Origin of the sequence: Hominibacterium faecale (genome assembly GCF_020734085.1) — a bacterium.
GTDB classification, from domain to species: Bacteria; Bacillota; Clostridia; order Peptostreptococcales; family Anaerovoracaceae; genus Hominibacterium; species Hominibacterium faecale.
Genome location: NZ_JAJAGH010000012.1, coordinates 196,781 through 221,048, shown reverse-complemented (window position 1 = coordinate 221,048; position 24,268 = coordinate 196,781). Strand labels below are relative to the sequence as shown.

At 47.7% G+C, this 24,268-nt stretch carries 18 protein-coding genes; 15 read left to right on the top strand and 3 right to left on the bottom strand.

Translation table 11 applies throughout. The features are described 5' to 3' along the window. Nucleotides 1-2: 2 nt before the first annotated feature. From LG211_RS16630 to LG211_RS16595, 8 genes are all read left to right on the top strand, one after another. On the top strand, nucleotides 3-593 hold the full coding sequence (locus LG211_RS16630) for a hypothetical protein (protein WP_148396915.1): 591 nt from the start codon (nucleotides 3-5) through the stop codon (nucleotides 591-593). A 10-nt stretch (nucleotides 594-603) separates the two neighbouring features. Continuing rightward, nucleotides 604-1,383: a hypothetical protein gene (locus LG211_RS16625; protein WP_148396914.1), complete on the top strand. Its 780-nt coding sequence runs from the start codon at nucleotides 604-606 to the stop codon at nucleotides 1,381-1,383. 30 nt (nucleotides 1,384-1,413) lie between these two features. Beyond that, on the top strand, nucleotides 1,414-3,096 hold the full coding sequence (locus LG211_RS16620; protein WP_227755549.1) for a GspE/PulE family protein: 1,683 nt from the start codon (nucleotides 1,414-1,416) through the stop codon (nucleotides 3,094-3,096). A gap of 1 nt (nucleotide 3,097) precedes the next feature. Beyond that, nucleotides 3,098-4,156 carry a type IV pilus twitching motility protein PilT gene (locus tag LG211_RS16615; RefSeq protein WP_227755548.1) on the top strand — a complete coding sequence of 353 codons (1,059 nt, stop codon included), beginning with the start codon at nucleotides 3,098-3,100 and terminating at the stop codon, nucleotides 4,154-4,156. 20 nt (nucleotides 4,157-4,176) lie between these two features. Then, entirely contained in the window at nucleotides 4,177-6,900 is a 2,724-nt protein-coding gene (locus LG211_RS16610) for a prepilin-type N-terminal cleavage/methylation domain-containing protein (RefSeq protein ID WP_269478030.1), read from the top strand. Beyond that, entirely contained in the window at nucleotides 6,890-7,498 is a 609-nt protein-coding gene (locus LG211_RS16605; protein ID WP_227755546.1) for a hypothetical protein, read from the top strand. Before LG211_RS16610 ends, LG211_RS16605 begins: the two co-directional genes overlap by 11 nt. Then, the gene (locus tag LG211_RS16600) at nucleotides 7,471-8,202 is read left to right on the top strand and encodes a type II secretion system protein (protein WP_269478029.1); all 732 of its coding nucleotides are present in this window, start codon (nucleotides 7,471-7,473) and stop codon (nucleotides 8,200-8,202) included. Before LG211_RS16605 ends, LG211_RS16600 begins: the two co-directional genes overlap by 28 nt. 99 nt (nucleotides 8,203-8,301) lie before the next feature. Next, on the top strand, nucleotides 8,302-9,294 hold the full coding sequence (locus LG211_RS16595; RefSeq protein ID WP_253020321.1) for a type II secretion system protein: 993 nt from the start codon (nucleotides 8,302-8,304) through the stop codon (nucleotides 9,292-9,294). On the opposite strand, the gene LG211_RS16590 is transcribed toward LG211_RS16595, so the two are convergent. Further along, complete coding sequence (locus tag LG211_RS16590) at nucleotides 9,195-9,791, bottom strand: histidine kinase dimerization/phospho-acceptor domain-containing protein (protein WP_253020320.1); 597 nt, start codon at nucleotides 9,789-9,791, stop codon at nucleotides 9,195-9,197. The genes LG211_RS16595 and LG211_RS16590 overlap by 100 nt on opposite strands. 118 nt (nucleotides 9,792-9,909) lie before the next feature. Then, nucleotides 9,910-12,699 (bottom strand): leucine-rich repeat protein, encoded by a 2,790-nt coding sequence (locus LG211_RS16585; protein ID WP_269478028.1) that lies wholly within the window; start codon nucleotides 12,697-12,699, stop codon nucleotides 9,910-9,912. A gap of 240 nt (nucleotides 12,700-12,939) precedes the next feature. Here LG211_RS16585 and LG211_RS16580 point away from each other — a divergent pair, with 240 nt between their 5' ends. The 5 genes from LG211_RS16580 (at nucleotide 12,940) to LG211_RS16560 (ending at nucleotide 19,330) form a co-directional block, all read left to right on the top strand. Further along, on the top strand, nucleotides 12,940-14,079 hold the full coding sequence (locus LG211_RS16580; RefSeq protein WP_269478027.1) for a radical SAM protein: 1,140 nt from the start codon (nucleotides 12,940-12,942) through the stop codon (nucleotides 14,077-14,079). A 72-nt stretch (nucleotides 14,080-14,151) separates the two neighbouring features. After that, the gene (locus LG211_RS16575) at nucleotides 14,152-14,313 is read left to right on the top strand and encodes a hypothetical protein (protein WP_227755542.1); all 162 of its coding nucleotides are present in this window, start codon (nucleotides 14,152-14,154) and stop codon (nucleotides 14,311-14,313) included. 322 nt (nucleotides 14,314-14,635) lie between these two features. Then, nucleotides 14,636-16,015 (top strand): sigma-54 interaction domain-containing protein, encoded by a 1,380-nt coding sequence (locus LG211_RS16570; protein WP_148396904.1) that lies wholly within the window; start codon nucleotides 14,636-14,638, stop codon nucleotides 16,013-16,015. Nucleotides 16,016-16,374: 359 nt separating this feature from the next. Next, entirely contained in the window at nucleotides 16,375-17,739 is a 1,365-nt protein-coding gene (locus LG211_RS16565) for a Na+/H+ antiporter NhaC family protein (protein WP_227755541.1), read from the top strand. A gap of 361 nt (nucleotides 17,740-18,100) precedes the next feature. After that, nucleotides 18,101-19,330: a saccharopine dehydrogenase family protein gene (locus LG211_RS16560; RefSeq protein ID WP_148396902.1), complete on the top strand. Its 1,230-nt coding sequence runs from the start codon at nucleotides 18,101-18,103 to the stop codon at nucleotides 19,328-19,330. Nucleotides 19,331-19,882: 552 nt separating this feature from the next. Here the strand turns inward: LG211_RS16560 and LG211_RS16555 are convergent. Then, nucleotides 19,883-20,692 carry a DUF368 domain-containing protein gene (locus LG211_RS16555; RefSeq protein WP_227755540.1) on the bottom strand — a complete coding sequence of 270 codons (810 nt, stop codon included), beginning with the start codon at nucleotides 20,690-20,692 and terminating at the stop codon, nucleotides 19,883-19,885. A 376-nt stretch (nucleotides 20,693-21,068) separates the two neighbouring features. Between LG211_RS16555 and LG211_RS16550 the strand changes: the two genes are divergently transcribed. Together LG211_RS16550 and LG211_RS16545 are read left to right on the top strand one after the other, a co-directional pair. Then, nucleotides 21,069-22,454: a putrescine aminotransferase gene (locus tag LG211_RS16550; RefSeq protein WP_148396900.1), complete on the top strand. Its 1,386-nt coding sequence runs from the start codon at nucleotides 21,069-21,071 to the stop codon at nucleotides 22,452-22,454. Between the two features lie 357 nt (nucleotides 22,455-22,811). Next, nucleotides 22,812-24,221, top strand: coding sequence for an aldehyde dehydrogenase family protein (locus LG211_RS16545; protein WP_227755539.1), 1,410 nt, complete (start codon nucleotides 22,812-22,814; stop codon nucleotides 24,219-24,221). Nucleotides 24,222-24,268 lie beyond the last annotated feature (47 nt).

The following is a 24,268-nucleotide window of genomic DNA, read 5'->3' as shown; positions in this document are numbered from 1 at the left end:
AGATGAGGAAAGCGAAAGCGGCAAATGTAAAAAAGCTGAAAAAGAAAGAAATCAATTTTTACGAGCGGTATTATTACGATCCGGAGGCTGAGGCAAAGAAAAAATTCTTTGTAACGGCCATTATTCCGGCGGCCGCCCTGTTGGTTGTCATACTAGGTATTTTCGCGTTCTTTAAAATCAGCGATGCCATTCATAACCACCAAATCAAGGAAATTCAAGAATACCTCAGTTCGCCTCAGACGACCCAGAGCTACAATGAGGCTATGGAACTGCAGCAAAAGCGGGATGATCTGGCAAAAGTCAGCGGCTCTATGGAAGGTATTATTTCTACGGTCGAGGGACTTCCCGACATGGATACATCCGTAATTGGCAGGATCAACAGTGCCCTTTCCGGAGCAAAAGTCATTTCTCACACCTACGATTCCGGCGCTGGGACCTTTGTCATTGTTACGCGTACCAGCACGGCAGCCCAGATGCCGGGTCTAGTTAAACGGCTTAAATCCGTAGGCTGTTTTTCAGATGTAGCCTATAAAGGATACGAAGACAGCGATTCCAAGTACGTGGCGACGATCAGCTGCGTGATGTTCAGATAAGGGGGCAGGAATGGGTAAAGAAAAGAAAAAATCCATGGACATCATGGGGCAGCTGGCAAAGCTGACGAAACGGGAGCTGATTTTGATCTACGTGCTGATCATTGTGGTCATCGTGGCCGGCGGCGTTACATTTTTAATCGCTCCGGCAGTGGAGCGGCACGGAGAAGTTTCCGATGAACTGATAGCCATTGAACAGCAAAAGGAAGAGATCGACCAGATGATCGGGCAAAAAGCGTCCCTGCAGGATCAGGTTACCGGGTATAAAAAAAGCATCAGCAAACTGGCAGATCAGTTCAACGAGGTCATGGTCAATGAGGACATCGACAAATTGATTACCGGAATGATCACATCCAGCGGACTTAAGCCCATATCGCTGACCATCGGCAGCGACGAAGAAAACGATAATCAGCAGGATCAAAACACTGAGGGAGAAACCCAGGCGACAAAGGAAGAAAAAGATGCCTTGCTGGACCAGCAGAACACCAACGTGCTCACTGACCAGGATGCCGCTCTGCCTCAGACACAGCCCATCACTTCGGCAAATGATTCCGTCGTTACCACGACCGTGGTCACAGTAAAGGTGAAGGGCAGCATGGGTCAATTCTCGGCCTTGGTGGGCAGAGCTGCCGCCAAAAAAGGCGTAGCTGTGAGGAGCTTTGCACTGACCAACCAGGAAAAAGACGAGACCGCTTCCGCGCTGGCCGAGGTACTTAATGAAACGAAAAAATCAAAGGAATATCCATATACGGCAGAACTGGTATTTGAAGTTTACCAGAGCAGCCAGGTATAACCAGGAAAGCGAGGGCATAGCAGGATGGCAATGAAAAATGTTCGAATTGGAGAAGTCCTGAAAGAACATGGATATATCGACGATCAGCAGCTCGGGCAGGCATTGGAATATCAGCGTCAGAACAAAGGAAAACGGCTGGGCGGCATTCTCATGGAAATGGGCTTTGTGACCGAACAGCAGATGCTGGACGCGCTGGGTCACCGAATGGAACTGCCTGTGGTGGACATATCGGGGAAAACTCTGGATACGGAAGCGGTCAGCCTGATTCCCCGCCAAGTGGCACAGAAGTACAATTTGATCGCAGTGGAGGAGAAAGACAGTATTCTAACCGTTGCCATGAGCGATCCTCTGAACTTTTACGCCGTGGAAGACGTTCGTCAGATTACCCAAAAGACCATTGGCGTAGTTTTAGATGTGAGCGAACATATCAAGGCAGCCATCGACCGCTATTATTCAGAGATCGTCACCAAACAAGCCTTTCAAAAGGTGGACGTGGTGCTGCCGGCCGAAGAACTGGCCCAGCTGGAGCCGACGGGTGATGAGGCTCCCATTGTTCAGGCCCTCAATAACTTGCTGGTCCAGGGCTACCGGATGGGTGCCAGTGATATTCACATCGAACCCTTTAAAAAACATATACAAGTAAGGATGCGTGTGGACGGTGTCATTACGGAAATTGTAAAGCTGGCGCCAGCTCTGCAGCTGCCCCTGATCGCCAGGATCAAAATCCTATCAGGGATGGATATCGCAGAGCGGCGGCTTCCCCAGGACGGCCATTTCCAGATACGGCTGGAGGATATGGAGATTAATACGCGTGTTTCCATTGTCCCTACCGTTTTCGGCGAAAAAGCGGTTATCCGTTTTTTATACACCAATGTGGTGGTCGATCAGGAACAGACGTACGGTATGACAGAAGAAAATTTTGAAAAATTTCAGTCCATGATCGCCAGTCCCCATGGGATCATTTACATAACAGGGCCCACCGGATCGGGAAAGACGACCACGCTTTACATGGTGCTGGAGCAAATAGCGAAGAAAGCGGTCAATGTTTCCACCATTGAAGACCCGGTTGAACGAAATCTGCCCCAAGTCAATCAGATGCAGGTGAACAACACGGCCGGCCTTACCTTCGATGTGGGGCTGAAGGCGCTGCTGCGACAGGACCCGGATGTGATCATGGTCGGTGAGACCAGAGACAGCGAAACCGCATCCATTTCCGTGCGTGCGGCCATCACCGGCCATCAGGTTTTTTCCACCCTCCATACCAACGACGCCATCTCATCCATTGTTCGTCTCAGAGACATGGGAATTCCGTCCTACATGGTGGCCAATTCACTGGTGGGACTGGTAGCGCAGCGTCTGATGCGAAAGGTCTGCCCCCACTGCGGCCAGGCGTATCCGGCATCGCCCGCCGAGCTGAAGGCTCTGGGACTTGACATCGGTGAAACCGCAGCCTTGAAAAAAGGCCAGGGCTGCTCAAAATGCAATCACACTGGTTATATGGGGAGGCGTTCCATCCATGAAATGGTGCTCATCGATAAAACGCTGCGCAAGATGATAACGGAAGAAGTGGAAATGAGCGATATTCGCCATTACTTGAGAAAAGAACAGAATTTCAAAAGTCTCTATGATGCGGCGAGAACCCTGGTTTTGCAGGGAATCACCACCATGGAGGAATTCTATAAGATCGCGTATTACGCAGAAGAGGATGATTAAGATGATGGATATTCAGCAGCTGCTCACAGGAGCCAGAAAACAGAACTGTTCCGACTTGCATATTAGTGAAGGGCTGGGAATGGCCATGCGAAAGCACGGCCGCCTGATCCGCGCTGAAGAAGCCCTTTCCCGCCAGGAGCTGCGGGAATTGATTCTATCCATGTGCAGCCAGGAGCAGAGAGAGGGATTGGAGCGGGGAGAAGATCAGGACTTCGCCTTGCAGCTTCCGGATAAAACCAGGCACAGGGTTAATGTCTACCAGGATCGGACCGGGCTGTCGGCGGCAGTGCGCCTTCTAAACGACAAGATACCCACCTTGGAAGAACTCTATCTGCCGCCGGTCATGGCAAAATTGGCAGAAGAACCCAGAGGTCTGATCCTGGTGACCGGGCCAACCGGAAGCGGCAAGTCGACGACGCTGGCCGCTATGATCGATTATATTTCCCGGAAAAAAGCCGCCCATATCATCACGGTGGAAGATCCGGTGGAATATGTCTTTGACCAGAATCAAAGCATGATTCACCAGCGGGAAGTGGGTGAGGACGTGGGTTCCTTTGCCGGGGCGCTGCGCTCTGCCCTTCGTGAAGATCCGGACATTATTCTGGTGGGAGAGATGCGCGACTACGAAACCATCTCCACAGCTGTAACCGCGGCGGAAACCGGCCATCTGGTCCTTTCCACCCTGCATACCACAGGGGCTTCACAGACCATTGACCGTATCGTGGACACTTGCCCGCCTCAGACGCAGCAGCAGATGCGCAATCAGCTCTCTATGATTCTGCGGGGTGTCATCACCCAGCAGCTGCTGCCCAACGCGGCTGGAAACGGCAGGATCGCGGCTACCGAAATCCTCCTGGGTACGGATGCTGTGGGTAATCTGATCCGTGAAGATAAGTGCTACCAGCTTCCCACGGCCATGCATTCGGGAATGTCCCAGGGCATGCATACTTTGAACAGCGACTTGGCCAGATTGGTTCTCATGGGATCGATCACCCTGGAAACCGCTGAAATGGCTTCCACAGACCGGGCTGATCTGCAGCAATTCATGAGAAGAGTTTAGTTAGATATTGGGAGAAAAACATGTTTAGCAGCGCGGGAAAACAGAAAAAAGGCTTTACCCTGGTGGAAGTGATTGTTACGCTGACGATTGTCGCCATTCTGGCAGCCATCGCCATACCCACCGGGATCGGATATATGGAAAACGCCAAACAAACCGCACGGGACAAGGTGGCCCGGAGCGTATTTCTTGCCGCGCAGAAGGCGCTGACGTCCAGGATGTCCAGTGGGGATAAGCTGGTCGAAGGCGAACCTGTAAACGTCGAAGGGATCTCTCCCGAGTTTACCGATTTGGATGAGAATAAAAACAATATTGTATTCTTATCGATTAACCAGTCCCAGACCAATAAAACAGGGACGGCCATATACCAGCTGTTGGAGCCGTATTTAACCGATCCTGAGATTCTGGAAAATACCGTTCTCGTTGAGTTTAACAAAAAGACGGGAAAGGTTTATGCGACCTTTTACAGCGAAGTAGTTGCGGCCATCGGCTATGGGAGCAAAAATTCGGATACATATAATGCCTATAAGCGGAGTAAGCAGGACCGTAAAGATGGAAAGATGGGCTATTGGGGTGTGGACAGCACGGGAAAAGCCGATGGGACCGAGGAAGCTGCGGATGCTGATATTCAGATTGTCGATTATGATGAATTGGAGCAGACAAAAGGAAATAATATTAACGGCGGCAACAACTACGGATTGCTGACCGTTGAATGCCTGCTTCCGAAAGAAATGGACCAGGTGAAAAATATGGTTATTACCATAAAAGGCGACAAGGAAGAAAGCATTACAATCACAAACGACCAATCATCGCCGCAGGCAGGCAGCTTTGCTTTCTCTCAGATTGAGGCGGTGGCCAAAGATGTAGAGGACCCCAAAGGTAAGGTCGATGAAGCTTTGAAGCAGGCTTTTCAAGTGAAGAGCAGCAGCTCGGACATCTGCTATTATCCAATGTATATCGAAACACGAAAAAGTGACGATCGCAAGATCCTGGTACTCGTTCTGGATACAATTGGAGAACAATTTTCTATAACGAAAAACCACGAATCTCTTGGTATGGAAGAATTAACGGCGACCCTGATTGTCAACAAGCATTCAGAGAACAAAACCTATAGCTTTCCTGAAGCAGGTCAGACTGCTCCCCATAGCTATTTTGCAGGAAAAGCAACCGCAGACGGCAAGGAGGGATATGGAATAAAAAGCATCCGCCATTTGAATAATGTTCGTTATGGTGATGAAGCAAAAGCGACCAATTACATTCAGCTGGGCGATATCTACTGCAGTACCTATGACGGAAAGGTTCCGTACTGGGAGCCAATTGGAAACCAGGCTCCGCTTTTGGGATCGGCGGGCGACAAACCATCCTACACATGGGGTCAAAATAACGGATTTAAAGGGCAGTATTACGGCATGGGCCATGCTATCTATAATTTGACTATTCAAGATAATGGGCGCAATATGACCGGACTGTTCAGCTGCCTTTCAAAAACCGGTGTGGTCAGCGGAGTATCGCTTGATTATACGGATTCCTATATCAGCGGTTATTTGAAAAGCTCTGCTAAAAGCAAATATTTCATAAATGGAAAGCACAGAGTTGGCGGTATTGTGGGAGAAAACTGGGGCATTGTATCCCAATGTACAGCAAGAGGCGCTGTGTATGCTTCCGGAGGAGAGAGCAAGGCCGGAGGCATCGTGGGCAAGAACATGATCGGGAAAACGGAAGCGGAAGGCCCCGGTCTTGTTACCCAATGCGCAGCTGCGGTTAACGTAACTGCGGGGGTTGCAGATCTTGATTCCGATCCTAAGACAGAAGATGCTGAAGGAGGATGTGCAGGAGGCATTGTCGGCGACAACTACGGTAATATTACATATTGTGAAAACGGTACAGCGGCAGGATATAACGCAGAAAAAGGGTTGCCCTGGTTCGTCGGTACGCCGTATTTCGGCGCTGGCATGGAGCTGCATCAGATGGGTACTTATAACACGGTAACCGGTGGTACGGCAAATGACAGCCTTCAAATCAATGGCAGCAACTGTGCCGGCGGAATAGCCGGTGAACACCGGGGCTCGGAGTTTGGTCGTGATGCGACGATCCGATACTGCGTCAATGCTGCGAAAGTAGATTCGGAGAAAAACGCGGGCGGTTTGGTTGGCCAGTATTTGAGCCAATTCAAACAGCGCACACTTACTATAGAGTTATCTTATAATGCAGGTACGGTCACAGGAGGTCTTTATGCAGGCGGGGTGCTTGGAGATGTTTTCCAGGCGCAGGGGCTGCAAATGCTGGAGCAGTCAAAAGCCGATTATCATCGTATCCGGTCCTGCTATAATACCGGCGCTGTGAAAGCGGGCAGCCAAAAGGCATATCTTGGAGGTCTGGCCGGCCGCTACGGAGCCTATACGGAATTGTCGGATTGTTATAATATTGGAGAAGTAGAGAACGTTAAAGATCGTGCAGATGGTCTTTTTTACGGACGTGGCGCAAAGGCAACGGGGCCGGCTAAAAACTGTGCAACCTATAAAGGTGCGCCAGAAAGGCCCAATTTCATATTTGAAAATGCAGAGCGTATTTTTGAAGAGCCGAAAGATCTGAAAAAACATAAATTTGCCGAATTAGAATCACAAAACGGTAAAAAAGTCGGCGTTTTTGAATACACCTATCCTTATCTTAAAGTTAACGATAGTTCCTGCAAATTGAAAACGTTATTCCATCGGACTCCATGGAAGGAGGTCGCTGATGGCAGCTAAATATAGATGCAGATTGATACCGCAGGATTCAGGAAAAAAAGGCTATACTCTGATTATCGCTGTCATTATCATGGCCGTTCTACTGATTGTCGGAACTGCTGTACTCACGGCGGCGGCCAACAGCCTGAATACGGTTAATCGCAGAGTAGAAGGCAGACAAACCTACTATGTGGCAAAATCGGCGATGAATGTGATCGATCAGTCGATGCATGGAAGAGAACTAGGAATTTTGATCCGCAACAAGGCGTACAGCGCCGTTTCCGGGAGAGTCGCGGAGATTAATGATACGGTGACATTACCTGCGCAGGAGCTTTCGGTGGAGAGTATCCAGCTGACAGGCGACGGCCTTTCAGACTACTCGATTGAAAATATGGAGGTTCGTTATACGCCCAGCTTGACGATTTTGGGAAAAGACGGCACCAGCATAACGAGAGCCAGACTGGCATTATCTGACCTTACGATTCAATTTACCGCCAAGTTCGGAAAAAATACGTATCGATTAAAAGCCGTTTATGCATATGATGGGATTGTAACCATTTCGGCGGACAAGAAAATGTGGGAGCAGGAGACATGGGTAACAGAAAGCGTCAGCCAATAAAACAAATCCGTATGAATAAAAAAGGCGAGACTCTGGTAGAGACCATCGTCAGTTTTGTCATAGTCATAATCGCCCTGGGAGCGATTACTGCGCTGATCAGCTCCGCAACAACGATGAACAGGAAGGCCCAGGAAAAATCCGACAAGATTGAAGCTGCGGCGACGAAGGTGGAGCAAAATGCAGGGCAGGATGAAGCGGAGGGAACGCTGGACGTTAGCATAGGCGGGCAGACAGTTGCGATGGAAATAAAGGTGAAGTCTGCCGATTTGTTTACTTATTTTACATACGTTCCTGGAGAGATTGAGCCGGATCCAGGAGAAGAACCGGAGGAACCGCCGGATCAGGACGAAATTAAGAATGCTGTTGATTGGCCGGATCCAGAGGATGTAGGAGAGAATGGTCTGGTGTCTTTTCCTATGGGAGCTATCGTAAAATATAATAAGGAATACTATGTAGCGGTGCAGGATACCCATGTGACAAAAGCACAGGCTGCTGCCGGGCCATCACAGCATAATAGCTTTGCAAAGTTTACTGGTACTATACTGACAGACGAGGACTTGAATGCCAGCGATTATTTTGATAAGGTGTATACGGGAGATCTGTATCGCGGTAAAGACGGAAAGCTCTACGTCTATGCCGGGCCGGGAGGCAGTTGGTACTGGCCTCCCACAGTGACTTTACAGAATTGGTTTGAGGCATCATAATTGAATTCCGTCCAGCAAATAGGATGAACGACACAATATAGAAATATTATCCAGCTTTAGCGAGGCAATCATTCCATATGGTTTAGGAGGTGAACGCAGATGCAAAACAAAAAAGGTTTCACATTAATCGAGCTTATTGTAGCGATGGCAGTTGCTGCAATCTTTATCATATGCGTGATTGCGTTGATATCTCCTTCCACTAAGATTTTTAACCGTGTAGAGGATTCTTCCGATGCCAAATTATTGACAGAAAGTCTGCTGGAAGAGATTCGCAGCGACGCAAATCTGTCCGGGACCTTAACCGCCGGCGAAAAGGATGAAAACGGAAATGGAACAATACAGGCGGATGGTATTACAATCACGATAAACGACGAAGGCTATCTGGTTAAAAATGAGAATGGGCAGAGTCAATTACTGTTTGATCCCAAATTTTATAAAAATAAGACAGTGGCCATGGAAACTGTACAGAATGGCGAAAATTGCATTGACATGACATTGAATGTTTTTTCTGGCGAAAGGAAGATTTATACACTAAAAAGCCAGCTAAAACCAGTGCTTGATGTGGCAAGCGTTTACGATAAGAATTCGCCTGAAGGCATGCTGGCTTTGGCAAGAGAGGAAATCGCCCTCAATGCGACCTATAGCCAGTATGGTTTTCCGGAAAAGTGGCAGAGAAATGACGGTATCTTCCGCATGCTGCAAAAGGATGGCAAGTACTACAACGGACAGTTCCCTGAGTACAGTATCAGCAATATCTTATCGAGGGATAAGATACAGAAAACTTATGAAAGCACCAAGGACAAAAGCCTGGAAAACGGATGTAAGATTTGGCTCAATGAAAAAATGTATTTGTGTATTTTCATCACCAAAAACACCTTAGTGCCTATTGTTTACATTACCTCAGAGAGCCTTTATAAGCGTTTTGAATATCAGCAGCATACGGCTTCTTATGCAGTCTATTGGGAAGGAACCTGGTATGTTCGGCCCAACCTTCAATCATCAGCAATGACACCATTCAATGGGGTTGAATCGGATTCGATTTTATCTACCTTGCAGAGCAACGGATGGATACCGTCGGCTAAGGCCTTATAATTGAATTTTATCTCATGGATCAGGCGATGAAGCTGAATACTGTCCTTTAAAATCGCCCGATGATATTGATCCACCTTTTCCGGCTCCGTTACCAAGCCGTCACAGAGGGCCTCCAATGAAGCGCGCATACTGGTCACCGGCGTGCGCAGCTCATGGGAAATGTTGGTAATAAAGGTGCTGCGTATGTCATCCAAACGATTCCGCTCCTGCTTTGCCTTCGCCAGCCTCAAGGCCAGCTCATCCACAGACTTGGCCAGCCTCCCCAGCTCATCCTCTTGATGAATATCCGTACGCACATCATAATTGCCCTCCTGGAGCTGCCGGGCGCTTTTTTGAATTTTTTCCAAAGGCTGGGTAAGAATGCGAAAGACCACCATAGCGATGAGCAGCGTTACAGCCATGGCAATGAGAAGGCTGAAGGCCAGATTGGTCATGGACGTTTTCAGCGCATCCAATACAACCGCATAAGAAGCCTGCACCAGCACCACCCCGACCACAAAACCCCCGCTGTCTATCCTTTTGTGTTTGATTTTTATTTAAAAATGATAACAGTTCCGCATCATTTATCGGGGTGCGGAGCTGTTTTGTTTTCTGGATTTTATCTTGTGGACTGGCTTACTGCCTTTTTCTTCTTGAAACCATCAGCAGAACAAGGACTGCGCCTGCGAGGACCGCAGCGGCGACCCACAAGGTCAGAGGCTGGGATTCATCCCCGGTGGGCGGGGTGGGTTGAGCCTCCTTCGTATCTACGGTCTGTTTTGAAGGCGAACTGCTTTCCTTGCCTGGAGACAAGGTATCGGTGTGTTCGGTCGGCCCTGCGCTTTCGGAGTCGATTTTCGTATCCTGCCAGGCCAGCGTATAGATGGAAAATTTGTCGCTTGCAACAGTGAGGGTATCTGCTGCATGATCCAGGTCTGCCAGCACTTCTGTGTTTAGCCGGGAGCCTTCATCGTGGGTACGTGCGATAAAGACAGTTCTTTGATATCCATCCGGCGCTGTTTGTAACTCCTGTGGGACTGGAAATACCAGTGTGACCGGTGATTCCAGCTGTGTGAGCGGTTCTGCTATCTCGTTGCTTCCGTTTACTGCCATCTTTTTTATGACATGAATATCATAGCTTTTATATTTTTCAGCTCCATTGAGAATATGGTCGATTGCGGTCTGCTCTTCCGGTTTGGGGCTGGCGTTTTCGGATGTTATGATAATGGAAAGCTTTACGCTGCTGTCCTGGCTCAGCTTTTCCACATCTTCTGAGGTCATGTTTTCCAACAGCAGATTTTGATCTGCGACAGTTAGGGTTCCCTCAACGGCTGTTTTGACCTGGGGCAGCTGGGCAATGGCGTCGCACAATTCTTTTTTTGCAGTCTCCGAGACAGCTTTCTTTTCCTTTGCGGGCATGGCTTCATATTGCAGTTTTGCCTCCAATATGGATGTCTTTTGATCATCTGTCGGCGGATTGCCTGCGGGGACTTCAGGAAGCTTGCTTATAATATTTTCCATGCCGTTTTGGCTGTCAGGAGAAAATACAGCGCTGATTTTGCAGTCGCTTTGCACATTTTTCAATGTGTAAGTTTGATTTACCACTGCGCTGGTAACATCGGTTCCATTCACAGTGACACGTGACAGATGGTACCCGCTGTCGGGGCTAAACTGTATAGCTGCATCGCTGCCTTCGACTGCGTCAAAGGAATCCGCCGGGTTGATCTGTCCGTGGGAAGTCTTTTCCAGAGTAACGCGAAAATGCTTGTGTTCCACGCCGTTTAGTTTTATAGAGCCGGTCTTTTCCTTGTAGTTGCAGCTGTCAACGCTGTTCATGGCAGGAGTGTACTTCCAAGTATAGTCATGTATGCCGGTTTGCAGCGTTTGCCCCGGCTCCCAATTGATCGTCCCCGGGCTGTCTCCCTGAGCAAGAGAGATTTCCGGCATGCCGTCAGCAAGTTTGATTTCTCCAGTGGGGTACTGGGGATGGATGACCGGATCTGCCTGTCTCAGATCAACGGGGAAAGAATGTCTCGTTGAATAAAAGATTTTCGCCTTGCCGTTTTCAATAATATATGCGTAGACCTCGACCGTGCAGCTTATGGCATACTGCGGGCTGCGGACATCGGTTACCTCATAGGCGTTTAGATCGAAGCCATCCAGTTCGTACTTTGTGGGGGAGATGGTATCCCATTTCCATCTGTAACGAAAACAAACGTCGCCGTTTCCAGCACCTTTAAAGGGTCTTGCTTTGGGGTGAGTCGCAGTTACTGACAGGGTTTCCGAGTTGCCGTCATAAACTTTATCAATGCCGCCGCTGTAAGTGATAACCGGATTTTCCAGAAGACTAATCATATATAAATTTTCCTGCTTGATAATTTCTGTTTCCGCAACAGGCTTTACAGCATCGGCAGCCGTTCCCCAGCCTTTTCCATCAACCTGAGGGAACCGATAAGAACTGTCGGCATTCCAAATACCCTGGGCATCCTTTTTGTAGTTATATGGAAGATTGAACAAGCCATCGATCGCCTCATAGGCAGAACCGTCATTGGTTACAAAGCTGACTTTCATTTCATAGCCGACCCGTTTGGCATAGCTTGTGCCCAGGATTTTGCATACTTCATCGAAATCATCCTTATGGCACACGATTGCCGTCAGCTTGCTGCTGGAAGCTGACGAACCAAAGGTGTTGGAAACGAGAAAACTTGTGTTAGCCGGGTCAGCCTTTTTAGGCAAATAGATTGTTTTGAGACCGGTTTCCGCGAACACAGTTGCACCCAGCTTTTGAATGGAAGAGGGAATGGTCACCGATCCGTTGCTCAAGCTGCATTTCCGAAAGGCAGATACAGGCAGTTCTGTCAACTTGTTTCCCATAAATTTGAGCGAAGTAATTCCGGTGGCTCCGGAGAAAACCATTTTCCCAAGTGTCTCCACGTTTTCCGGTATGCGCAGCTCGCCGGAGATTCCGCTGCAATCGCGGAAAGCTTCCTGCCCGATTTCGATCACGCTGTCAGGGATGGACAATTGCCCGCGGATATTGGGGTTTCCATAAAAGGCACCTGAGAGAATGCGCTTCAGACCGGTTGTCTTTGACAGGTCAACGCCAACGAAACTGCATCCGCTATAATTTGAATTATAAGGTAACTTAAAGGCATTGCTGCCGATGGAGACGACGGTTTTTCCATCAATGGAGCCGGGAATGTCAAGGAAGATATTCTGCTTCTGTTCATTTGTCAAACCCGCTAGATATGTGGACTTTAGCCCGGTAAGGCTGATGCCGTTTTCAACAGCTGCATAATCATAGTTGCTTTCAGTGGGAATCACTTTTGTTTCCCCAGACTGGGCGTGAACGCTGACCAAAGACATGCTGAGGAGCAGCGTGGCCGCCAGTAACAGGGAAATGATTTTCTTGAATTTTTTTCGCATAATACCTCCAGCTTTTCATTAAAAATGTCTTAAAACCTTCTTTTATTGTACGCCTTAAAAAATAGAAGGTCAACTCAAAAAAAATTGCGGTGTAACCTTAATGTAACGTGCGCGATATATTGGAATCCTTGGCCGTAACATGCTATAATATTCATACATGAATTGATTATTAGTTTATGGCGCTCCGCTTTTTAGGCGGAAGTGCCGTCTCGCGCTATATAGCAGAAAGGAAGCATCTTTATGGAAACTTTTCGAATTGGACCGATCAGGCCGCCCAGCGAAGCGGCCAGCCTGCTTTTGCAGGTCACACAGGGCTGCACCTGGAACAAATGTAAATTCTGCAATTTATACAGGCATACCCGTTTTCAGGCCTATACCATCGACAGCATCAAAGAGGACATTGACCGGATGGCGCTGTATGGGGAAAAGGCGCTGAAGAACAAGAGGCAGGACGGAACCTGGGATATTGAGCGAATCAATACGGAACTGTCCATGATGCCGGCGGATCAGCAAAACTGTTACTATGTGGTAGCTATGTGGCTGATTAACGGCGGCAAGCACGTGTTTCTGCAGGACGGAAACACGCTGGCTTTGAGCGGAGGCCGCTTGACGGAAGTTTTGCTTTATTTAAGGAAGGCTTTTCCTCAGATCGAGCGAATCACATCCTACGGCAGAGCGGAAAATTTGTCGCGGGTTTCTGCTCAGGAATTTGCCGAGCTGAAAACGGCTGGACTGGATCGGATCCATTCGGGATTTGAGTCCGGCTCCGATGAAGTGCTGAAGCTGGTCAACAAGGGCGTTACCGCAGAGCAGCAGATTACCGCCGGCCGTAATATTAAAGCGGGCGGCCTGGAGCTTTCGGTATATTTTATGCCTGGCCTGGGCGGAAAAGAGCTTAGCCGGGAAAATGCGGAAGGCATGGCCCATGTGGTCAGTCAGGTGAACCCGGATTTTGTGCGTATCCGCACTGCCGCGGTCAAGCCGGGTACAGAGCTCTATGAGGATTATGAGCAGGGCCGATTTATCCTCTGCAGCGATGATGAAAAGGTTATAGAAGTTCGCAGATTGATTACGGAGACAAAGGGTGTGGATACCCGCCTTGTCAGCGACCACATCGTTAACCTGCTGCAAGCGGTCAAGGGGAGCTTGGCGACGGACAAGGAAAAAATGTTGGGCATCATTGATGGCTATCTGGAGCTGCCTGAAAGGGATCGGAAACTGTTTCAAATTGCAAGGCGCATGGGTTATGTGATCAGCTTGAAGGAGATGCTGCGCCTTGATGGGGCCGACCGGGTGAAGCTTGAGAAGCTGGTGGATGAAACACCTGATCGTTATGAATGGGCGGAGAAGATGAATGCTTTGATCGGCAGGTATATATGAAGGGGGATTTGTTGCTGGTATGTTGGGCGATTCAGTAATTTGCTGAGGCGGGGGATTGATGAGGCGCCGGGTTTGGCCGGTCTTGCTGAGGCCGCACATGGCTGGGCTTCCAAACCCGCCTGGGAAAAGGCGGGATGCTTTTGGTCTGACATTGAGCGGGAGCTGGGCCTGATTGAAGATTGGGAAGGAAGGGGCTGCCTGCTGAAAACTGATTTGATTCATGTTACTCTTTAAGGGTCTTTGCGATGTCTGGGATTACACAAATTTTTTCTACGAAAAACAACCCATTTTCATTACGGTCAATCAAAAAACATAGGTATTCACATTCATGCGACAGCTCCTTCGTTATGATAGACAAGCGGGCTGTAAAAAAATAAAAACTTATTTTTGTCGAACACCACTCCATAACGGAGCCCGGAGGCTGATTTACAAGCGGCGCAGCCTGGGGAGACACGGCCCGCGCCAATCCCCCGTTCGACCTCAGGGCCGAGCGGAGTATGAAAGGGAATGCGCATACAGAACAAGATCAGGTTCTTAGAATTAAAAGGAGAACGGAATGGAGAAAATCGGTAAATTTGATTTGGATTTTCAAAAGGTCCTCAATGGGATTGATGACGGAATTTTTATTTCCGATGCCCAAGGCAATATCATCATGGTCAATAAGGCTGTGGAAAAGACGGGAAATAAAAAAATGGATGAATTGGTGGGGCGCAACATCGACGACTTGCAAAAAGAAGGCTACTGCTCCGAATTCGTGACAAAGAAAGTGATTCTCACCGGTGAAAAAAGTACCATTAAACAGGAATTAAGCGACGGCAGGGAATTCATTGTAACAGGAATTCCTTATTTTGAGAACGGAAAATTACAAATGGTCGTGGCCTGCGAACGAGATATCACGGAGTTGAATTATCTGCAGCGAAGTTTATCCTGGATGGAAAAGCTGACATCCAGATATGAACATGAACTGCAAACCCTTAAACGCGGGCTGCCTCAGCTGGACAATGTGGTTTGCGCTTCAAAGAATATGGCAAAGACGATGATGCTGGCACAAAAACTAGCGAAGATTGATTCTACTGTTTTGATTCAGGGAGAGTCGGGAACCGGAAAAGAGGTTATTGCCGATGCCATTCAGAAAAATAGTTCGCGGAAAGACAATGCCTACATCAAAGTAAATTGCGGCGCGATCCCCGAAAATCTGCTGGAATCAGAAATGTTCGGGTATGTAGGAGGCGCTTTCACAGGAGCTTCCAAAGAAGGGAAAGCCGGTTATTTTGAAGCTGCTGAGGGAGGCACGATTTTCCTGGATGAAATTGGTGAGCTGCCGCTGAACCTTCAAGTAAAATTGCTGAGGGTCATCCAAGACAGAAGACTCACCCGCGTGGGCGGAACAGAAAGCATACCTTTGAATATCCGAATCATTGCCGCCACAAATCGCAAGCTGAAGGATATGCTGAAAACAGAGCAATTCCGCCAGGATCTTTATTACCGGCTGAGCGTGACGACCATCAATGTGCCGCCTTTGAGAGAGCGGAAAGAGGACATTATCGAATTGGCGGCGATGTTTTTGGATCGATATAACAAAAGGTATCGTTTGGACCGGAAGTTGAGCGGTAAGGCGCTGAAAACGCTTACTGGCTATGATTGGCCGGGAAATGTGAGGGAGCTGGAAAATCTGATCGAGAGCCTGGTCATTACAGCCGAAGGCACCATGATAACCGGCAGAGATGTCCAGGAGTACCTGTTTGATGAGACAGACGAAGGGGGCAGGCGGACGATGTCCGGCGAAGGCTCCCTGTCCGAGATGGTGGAGGCCTTCGAAAAGGGTATCTTGGAAGAAACTTATGAAAGGTACCAGGACTCGGGCATGATGGCAAAGGCTTTGAAGACAACCCGGTCCACCATCAATCGCAAACTAAAAAAATATGAGATTCGATGAACGCAAAGCTGCGTTTTGACGCAAACTTGCGCAGAGCTCGGAGCCCGAAATCTCAACCGTTGAAAAAAGAAGAATATGGCTTTAAAAAGCAAATCAAAACTATTAGGTTAATTAAAAACCCCTAAAAAGCGACGCGATGCTGCGTCGCTTTTTCCTTTACAGAAAAAAACAAATCGCTGCGAAATAAAAGATTTTAAAAATTAAAAGCCTTAAATTCCAAGGGTTTGCGGATTTAAAAATAAGAATCTTAAAAATTCAGAACTTTTGGTATGGCAGTTGCTCTATATATAGGCGGATATCCGATCTGAGGCGCCGAAAAAAGATGCGGAATGATTTCCGCAAAAAGAAAGGAATGCAAAATGGATAATTATGGAATAATCACACTCCTTCCGCCTATACTGATCATTGCATTTGCGCTCATCACCAAGAAAACCTTTGAAGCCCTGGTCCTGGGAGGCCTGGTAGGCTGCGTCATTGCTTACGGTACGGGCTTCTTCGGCGGATACCTGGATTTCCTCTACGAGACAATGTCTGATACGGGAAACATCTGGGTTATCTTGACGGTAGGAATTTTCGGAAGCTTTATTGCCATCATGAGAAAGGCAAAAGCCACTTCCGGATTTACAGCACTGGTTCTCAAATATTCCAACTCAGAGAAAAAGTCCATGATGATCTCGTGGATCATGGGGATCATCATCTTTGTGGATGAATACCTGAATGTACTGACGATTGGTAATGTAATGAGAAGCGTATGCGACAAACAGAAAACGCCGAGAGAAATGCTGGCCTATGTTATCGATTCAACGGGTGTGCCTGTATGTATGTTGATTCCAATTTCGACGCAGGCTGTTTACTGGGCTGGAATGCTGGCCGAAGAAAAAGAACTGGCGTACCTGGGATCAGGAATGGACATCTTTATTAAAACGATTCCCTTTTCCTTCTATGCAATGGCGGCTACGGTTGTCGTTCCGCTGGTGATTCTGGGGGTTATACCAAAGATCGGACCCATGAAAAAGGCCTATCAGAGAACGCTGAACACCGGCATGACTTATAACGAAGGAAGCCGGAAATTCAATCTCACTGTGGAAGATCCGGATGAGAATACAAGCAGTTTATGGGATTTCTTCTTACCGATGATCGCTTTGATCGGAGGAACCTTCTACTTTGATGTTGACCTGCTTCATGGCGTTATTATCGGCACCGTTGTCGCCTCTGCTATGTACCTGATCAAGCGGAGAATCACATTCAGCGAATTTTCCGAAGCCTTTATTTCGGGATTCGCAGATATGTTTCTGATGTTTGCTATTATCATTTCTGCGCTGACACTGCAAAAGGTTCTGGCAGCGATCGGAATGTCCGACTTTATTGTCGACACGGTTGCTCCATATATGAGCCCGGCCTTGCTGCCGGCGATGGCGTTTATTATTGTAGCGGTCCTTTCCTTCGTAACAGGAAGCTGCTGGGGTGTGCCGGCAGTTACGCTTCCCATTATCGTTCCGCTGGGAATGGCAGTTGGAGCAGATCCAGTGCTGACCGTTGCCGCCATCCTCTCGTCCGCTACTTTTGGAGCACATGCGTGTTTCTATTCGGATGCGACGGTACTGTCATCATCTGCTGCCGGAATTGAAAATATGGATCATGCGCTGACACAGATTCCATATGCCTTGATTGCCGGAGGCGTTGCGATCATAGGTTTCCTGGTTACGGGATTCATAATGGCATAATATTTTTTCCATTGAATACGGCACTGCCGCAAAGTGGAAATTAAGAGTTTGGTTCAACAATCGAGGAAAACAACTCAATTGTTGAACCAAAAAACAGGCTTGTAGGCTGCCTAAATGTAAATAACCTTGTATATCAAAGCCTTTGGCAGGAATTGCAGCCTGCAGGCCTTGGAATAGTCTCAATAACAAGCGAAAATTAATACATTGTTGGCCCAAATGCTCGACGCAGCTCGACTCTTATACTATTTTCACTATCAAGTACGGCGTTACCGTAAGGAAGAAAATAGTGAAACTTGCTCGACGCAGCTCACAAGTTACAAATTGTTAGCTTATATAAGAAAGAACTAAGGAGGAACAAAACATGATGAAACTGGTAATTTTAGGTGCTGGAATACAGGGGAGCATTGTAGCGACCGATCTGTGCGATCCGGATTTGAGCCCTGATGAAAAAGATGTTACGATCTGCGATTACGATTTCGCGAAGGCGAAAGAAGTCGCGGACAGACTGGGGATCAAAGCGCTTAAGTGCGATGTATCGGATCATGACGCGCTGATTTCCATTATTAAAGGGGCCGATGTAGTGCTCAACTGCGTACAGTATAATTGGAACATCGATATTATGCGGGCTTGCCTGATTGTGGGAGCACATTATATTGACTTGGGCGGGCTGTTCCACGTGACCAAGAAACAATTTGATCTCCACGAAGACTTTAAGAGAGCCGGTCTGACGGCTGTCCTGGGCATGGGGAGCACGCCGGGGACCATGAACGTTATGGCAGGGTATGCGGCCAGCAGGCTGGATACTGTGCGCGAGGCTCATGCGATTTGTGCCTGCGGCGATTTCACAAGAACAGAAGCGATCATAGGTATTCCATACTCCCTCCTCACTGTTATGGAAGAACATACAATGGATCCTTGGATTTTAAAAGATGGAGAGCTGCAGCCTGTATCCGCAGGTTCAGGAAAGGAAATGATTCCGTTCTCAGAGCCGATCGGTCTGGCCGAAGCCTTCTATTGTATCCACTCTGAGCCGGCTCAGTTTGCCCGGTCCTTTAAAGATAAGGGCATTCAGGAAGCCAGCTTCAAGCTTTCCCTGCCCAAGGAGTTCGAAGAAAGAATCCGCTTCCTGGCCGATCTGGGATTTTCCAGCGAAGAACCGCTGGAAGTGGGTGGCCAGCAGGTAAATCCTCTGAAAACCATGGTTGGCGTGGTCAATCGCTATCTGAGCCGCTATGACGATTCCAATGACGGTGAGCTGAACGACAGTGACGTTCTGCGGGCCGTTGTGAAAGGAACGAAAGACGGTGTTGAAAAAGAAGTAATCGTTGAATCGGTTATCCGTACCAGCGAGAAATGGGGCTTTATGGCAGGAGCCTTGGACACAGGCGTCCCGCCTTCAATCGTAGCTCAGATGATCTGTAAAGGCCAGATTACAGAAAGAGGTGCTCTCGCAGGAGAACAATGTGTGCCGCCGATTTTGTACTTTAAAGAATTGGCAAAGAGAGAAATGCCGGTTTACTGCGTTGAAAAAACGCCGCTGTCATCCGATGACTTTGAACAGCTGAACCAAGCAATGAACAAACCAAAATAAAAAACGTGTGCATGACGGAATCAAAGATTCCTATGCACACATGTCGCTGACAAGCAGCGACGCTTCGCAAGGTACGTTCTTTGAAATACAGGAAATGCTACGCAATCGATATTTCCTGTATTATAAAAAAATTACTGCCCGGGGGCTCTTATGGCTCGCCGGGCAGTATTTATATAATTCAGACCGGTGGGGCAAAGATGTCAATTTTGAAGGGAATGGCGTTTCTTGCAAAAAAATGAAAACGTTCTGCGAAATGCGGATACCGTTCGCCTGCGGTTCACTCCTCTGCGCTTTATGGACATAGCCATGAAAAAAACAGGTTAAACGTTGTGTTACCATCATTCTTTACGGGCTTTTGGTGTTCAGGAGACGGATCGGTTTATGCCGCTGATGAGGTCTGCTGTTTTAGGAGTGTTTTGTGGCCGCGGGGGAAAAGTATCAGAAAAGCCAGGGATGATCGTGAATTCTGGCATTCGGACGGCGGTTTCTTTGCATTCTTGCATTTTGCTTTTTTCGCGTTTCAACTGACGATGCAAACCGTCGTGCTCACGATTATTTCCTGCTGGAAAGAAAATATGCCAGTAGTGCGAAGATGGCCAGGCCGCCCAATGAGGCAAATCCTTCCGGCGACACGGTAAACCCCGGATAAATAGCAAAGACCGATCCGGCGACCAGCCCCAGAATGATAAAATATAACGCCTGAGGATGAAAGCGTAACATTTTTTTGATAACCTTGATTCCTACGAAAAGTCCTACGATTACCCCGAGGCCGATTGGAATCATCAAAACCAAGTCAATGCTAGCTACTGCTTCCATAACGACTGCATAAATCCCCATAAGAAGCATCATTAAAGAACCGCTGATCCCAGGAAGGATCATAGCGATAGTACTAATCGCGACGGCAGCGAAAATCCATAGACAAAGTCCGAAGCTGATTCCGCCGAAGTCCGCCAGAGATTTATTGGTAATCTCACCTTGATTTAAATAACTGATAAAGAGCATAAAGGCAAGCGCGATGACACCCAATACAAGGTTGCGTGGTTTTAGCTTTTGATCTCTTGCCTTTTTATATATAGAAGGAATACTTCCAAAAACCAGACCAATGAAACAGAAATTGAGCAGCATAGGATGAGAATTCAGCAAAGAGACAATGACGTTGCTCAGGGCAAAAATTCCGGCAACTGCTCCAATTGCCAAAGGAATGAGAAACATCAGATGCTTTTTCAGGTTTTTAAGGCTAACCGCGTACATGATCTTGTCATAAATATTGAGAATAACTGCCATCGTTCCGCCGCTGACACCGGGAATAGCGTTGGCGATCCCGATCAGAGCTCCATAAATAAAATTTTTAATATATTCCATATTAACCATCCTGTTTTAGTTTTTTGCTACGATATCTATTGTACACAGAAAAAGTTAGCCTGTCCATAAAGGAAAAGAGTGTTAAGAAAAAAGAAAGAAAAATCCATTTAAATCTTAAAAATGAGAATAATTATGAGATATGAAACGAAAATGAGACCGAAAAAACAAAGAAATCTGATGAATGAGAAAAAATCTTAAATGTTTTTAGGCCTTGAAAACATTGAAATTGACGCTTTTGTCAGAATATTGCCATAGTGAGGACAATTCTGTGAAAAAATTTGGCATGAGTTTTGTATATATATAGTACCGTAAAAAGTTATACTTCTGCTGCCGAATTCGTTGGGCAGCAAAAAGAAAGAAAAGGGAGGTCAATAAAATGACTGAAATGAACAAAAAAGCTTTAGAGCTAGCAACTCGCGTTGTGGATTACATCGAAAAGGATGCGCTGACAGACGCTGACAAAAAAGCCATCCATGATGAATCAATCGCAAACTTTAACGAAAACTACAATCCAGGTTGGCTGGAATACAGAAAATCTGTATCTACTGACTCCGCATTCATCGAATGGGAAGACGAAGGCGACGTATTCAGAGATCTGAACGGAACAGAATTTATCGACTGCTTAGGCGGATTCGGTATCTTCATCTGCGGACATAACAACCAGGAAATCAAAAAGACTGTACGCGCTCAGTTAGATAGATTCTCACTCCACTCCCAGGAACTGGTAGACCCGCTGAGAGGTTACCTGGCTAAGCTGCTGGCTATGATCACTCCTGGAGATCTGCAGTACTCCTTCTTCACCAACGGTGGTGCTGAGGCTGTAGAAATGGCTCTGAAGCTGGCTAGACTGGCTACAGGCGGAAAATGGTACATATCCACAGTTGGCGCATTCCACGGTAAATCCATGGGAGCTATCTCCATGGGAGGTAAAGGCGCTTACAGAGAAGACTATGTTCCAATGATCCAGCAGGTACAGCACGTTGAATACGGTAATGCTGATGCTACAGAAACTGCAATCAAGAACCTGCAGACAGTAGGCGAAAAGGTTGCTGCTATCATCGTTGAGCCGGTTCAGGGCGAAGCTGGCGTTATCGTTCCTCCTAAAGGCTATCTGAAGAGATTAAGAGAAATCGCTGACGAATATGGCGTAGCTCTGATCTTCGACGAAATCCAGACTGGTCTGGGACGTACTGGTACAATGTGGAGATGCGAAGCTGAAGACGTTACTCCGGATATCATGACATTCGGTAAAGCTTCTTCCGGCGGCGTAGTTCCTATCACAGGTATCATCGCAAGACCTTGGACTTATGAAAAATCCGGTGCTGGCACAGGTACAGAAGGAAAGATGTTTGACAACCCATGGATCCTGGGATCCCCGACATTCGGCGGTAACCCACTGGCTTGCGCAGCATTCATTTCCACAATCAAGTACATGCTGAAGAATGACATTCCGGGACAGGCAAAAGAAAAGGGTGACTACTACCTGGCTGGCCTGAAGAAATTACAGGAAAAATACCCGACCGTTCTGAAAGACTTCAGAGGAGCTGGTATGCTGATCTGTATGGAATTCCCAGAAGCAGAAGTTGGATACGATGTAACTAAGCACCTGTTCGAAAGAAAGATCATGGTAGCTGGTACATTAGTAAATGCCAAGACAGTAAGAATCGAACCACCTGCAACACAGTCTTACGAAACAATCGATAAGGTTCTGTCTGCACTGGACGAAGCTCTGGCACTGACAAAGGCTGACTTCAAACTGTAAACAAGTAATTTCATCATATTACCTTCGGGACCTGCAATGCGAGTTGCGGGTCCCTTTTTGTCCAGAAAACCTTTCTTACCAGGAAACTACCAACAATTACCGCTTTAGAGCTAAACTTTCTTCGTATAAAATGGTAGTCGTGCTGTATGAAATCACGCCCATCACCCCCTGATGCGCACGATGATACAGTAAAAGAGGAGAGCCCGCCATGACAGGGCTCTTTTTGCTGCAAAAAAGGAAATATCACTTTTCTGCACATGCCTTATACGTACAAGTAAACAATTTGCAGGACTCCTTTATAGGGATACTTTATACAGAATAGGGAACGCTAAAGAAAAAGATCCAAAGGAGGAAACGATGATCAAATATGATTTGTACATTGACGGAAAATGGACAGCCAGCACCGGAAGTCGCCGTATAGAAGTAGAAGATCCGGCTACACGGCAAGTGATCGGCTCAGTGCCTCGGGGAACGGAGGAAGATGTAAACCGCGCAGTGGCTGCAGCAAAGCGTGCGTTCCCGGCATGGTCGCAGATGCCGCCGCAGGAGCGAGGAGCCATTCTCAGAAAAGCAGGCGAGCTTATGGAGCAGCGTAAAGAGGAGTTTGCAAGAGTGATCTCGTTGGAATTGGGGATGCCAATCAACCATGTGGAAAAGTGGCACCTAAAAAGTTCCATCCGCGAGGCAGTCTATTTCGCCCATATGGCCGAAAATTTTGAGTATGAACAAGAAGCAGAAGGCGGATTGGTGCGCAGAGAACCCTTCGGCGTGATTGCCGGTCTGACGCCCTGGAACTATCCAATGGAGCAGATCACCATGAAGCTCTTTCCGGCCATTGCTGCGGGAAACTGTACCGTTTTAAAGCCAAGTCAGGCGACGCCGCTATGCGCATGCATGTTGGCCAATGTCTTTGAAGATGCAGGACTGCCTGCGGGCGTGTTCAATATCGTCACCGGTGCAGGCGGGGAAGTGGGGAACTGTCTGGCGCTCCACCCGGATGTGGATATGCTCACCTTTACCGGGTCCACTTCCGCTGGCAAAAAGGTTGGTGCTCTGGCTCTTTCAACGGTGAAAAAGATTACCCTGGAGCTGGGCGGAAAATCGCCGCTGATCGTCCTTCCAGGAGCGGATTTAAAAGCAGCCGCCGAGGAAGCGGTGCATTCAGTGTTCATGAATACTGGGCAGACCTGCTGTGCTTATACAAGAATGCTGATCCCAAGGCAGCATCAGCAAGAAATCGAATCGCTATTGAAAGAAGAGGCTGGAAAATATAAAGTAGGAGAACCTTCCGATCCCAAATCTGATATCGGACCGCTTATTTCCCAGCGCGCCTTTGAACGGGTAAAAGGCTATATCGAAAAGGGCTTAGCAGAAGGAGCTAAAATGATTTACGGACAGACGCCTTCTGGAATCGAGACAGGATACTATGTGAAGCCGGTTATTTTTTCTGATGTCACCAATGATATGACCATTGCCAGAGAGGAGATTTTCGGACCAGTGCTTTCCGTTATCGCTTATGATACGGTAGAGCAAGCAATTGAGATTGCCAACGATACTCCATATGGCCTTGACAGCGCGGTATACGGTCCTGACCAAGAAGCGTATGAAGTGGGATGTCGTATCCGGGCCGGAGGATTGCATATCAACGGAGCTGATTATCGGATGACTTGTCCCTTCGGAGGTTACAAAGAATCGGGCTTGGGGCGTGAAGGCGGAACTTATGGCTTTGAAGAATATCTGGAGATCAAAGCGGTATTCGGAAAATAGAGTTTGCTGTCTGGCGGCTGGAACGGATTGCTTGCCAGGGGCAATTA

What these genes read in the sequence shown, in the direction of transcription:
- LG211_RS16560 (WP_148396902.1), top strand. Translation starts at nt 18,101, where the DNA reads ATGATGAAACTGGTAATTTTAGGTGCTGGAATACAGGGGAGCATTGTA.
- LG211_RS16585 (WP_269478028.1), bottom strand. Translation starts at nt 12,699, where the DNA reads ATGCGAAAAAAATTCAAGAAAATCATTTCCCTGTTACTGGCGGCCACG.
- LG211_RS16620 (WP_227755549.1), top strand. Translation starts at nt 1,414, where the DNA reads ATGAAAAATGTTCGAATTGGAGAAGTCCTGAAAGAACATGGATATATC.
- LG211_RS16580 (WP_269478027.1), top strand. Translation starts at nt 12,940, where the DNA reads ATGGAAACTTTTCGAATTGGACCGATCAGGCCGCCCAGCGAAGCGGCC.
- LG211_RS16615 (WP_227755548.1), top strand. Translation starts at nt 3,098, where the DNA reads ATGATGGATATTCAGCAGCTGCTCACAGGAGCCAGAAAACAGAACTGT.
- LG211_RS16555 (WP_227755540.1), bottom strand. Translation starts at nt 20,692, where the DNA reads ATGGAATATATTAAAAATTTTATTTATGGAGCTCTGATCGGGATCGCC.
- LG211_RS16550 (WP_148396900.1), top strand. Translation starts at nt 21,069, where the DNA reads ATGACTGAAATGAACAAAAAAGCTTTAGAGCTAGCAACTCGCGTTGTG.
- LG211_RS16595 (WP_253020321.1), top strand. Translation starts at nt 8,302, where the DNA reads ATGCAAAACAAAAAAGGTTTCACATTAATCGAGCTTATTGTAGCGATG.
- LG211_RS16565 (WP_227755541.1), top strand. Translation starts at nt 16,375, where the DNA reads ATGGATAATTATGGAATAATCACACTCCTTCCGCCTATACTGATCATT.
- LG211_RS16610 (WP_269478030.1), top strand. Translation starts at nt 4,177, where the DNA reads ATGTTTAGCAGCGCGGGAAAACAGAAAAAAGGCTTTACCCTGGTGGAA.
- LG211_RS16630 (WP_148396915.1), top strand. Translation starts at nt 3, where the DNA reads ATGAGGAAAGCGAAAGCGGCAAATGTAAAAAAGCTGAAAAAGAAAGAA.
- LG211_RS16625 (WP_148396914.1), top strand. Translation starts at nt 604, where the DNA reads ATGGGTAAAGAAAAGAAAAAATCCATGGACATCATGGGGCAGCTGGCA.
- LG211_RS16570 (WP_148396904.1), top strand. Translation starts at nt 14,636, where the DNA reads ATGGAGAAAATCGGTAAATTTGATTTGGATTTTCAAAAGGTCCTCAAT.
- LG211_RS16600 (WP_269478029.1), top strand. Translation starts at nt 7,471, where the DNA reads ATGGGTAACAGAAAGCGTCAGCCAATAAAACAAATCCGTATGAATAAA.
- LG211_RS16605 (WP_227755546.1), top strand. Translation starts at nt 6,890, where the DNA reads ATGGCAGCTAAATATAGATGCAGATTGATACCGCAGGATTCAGGAAAA.
- LG211_RS16545 (WP_227755539.1), top strand. Translation starts at nt 22,812, where the DNA reads ATGATCAAATATGATTTGTACATTGACGGAAAATGGACAGCCAGCACC.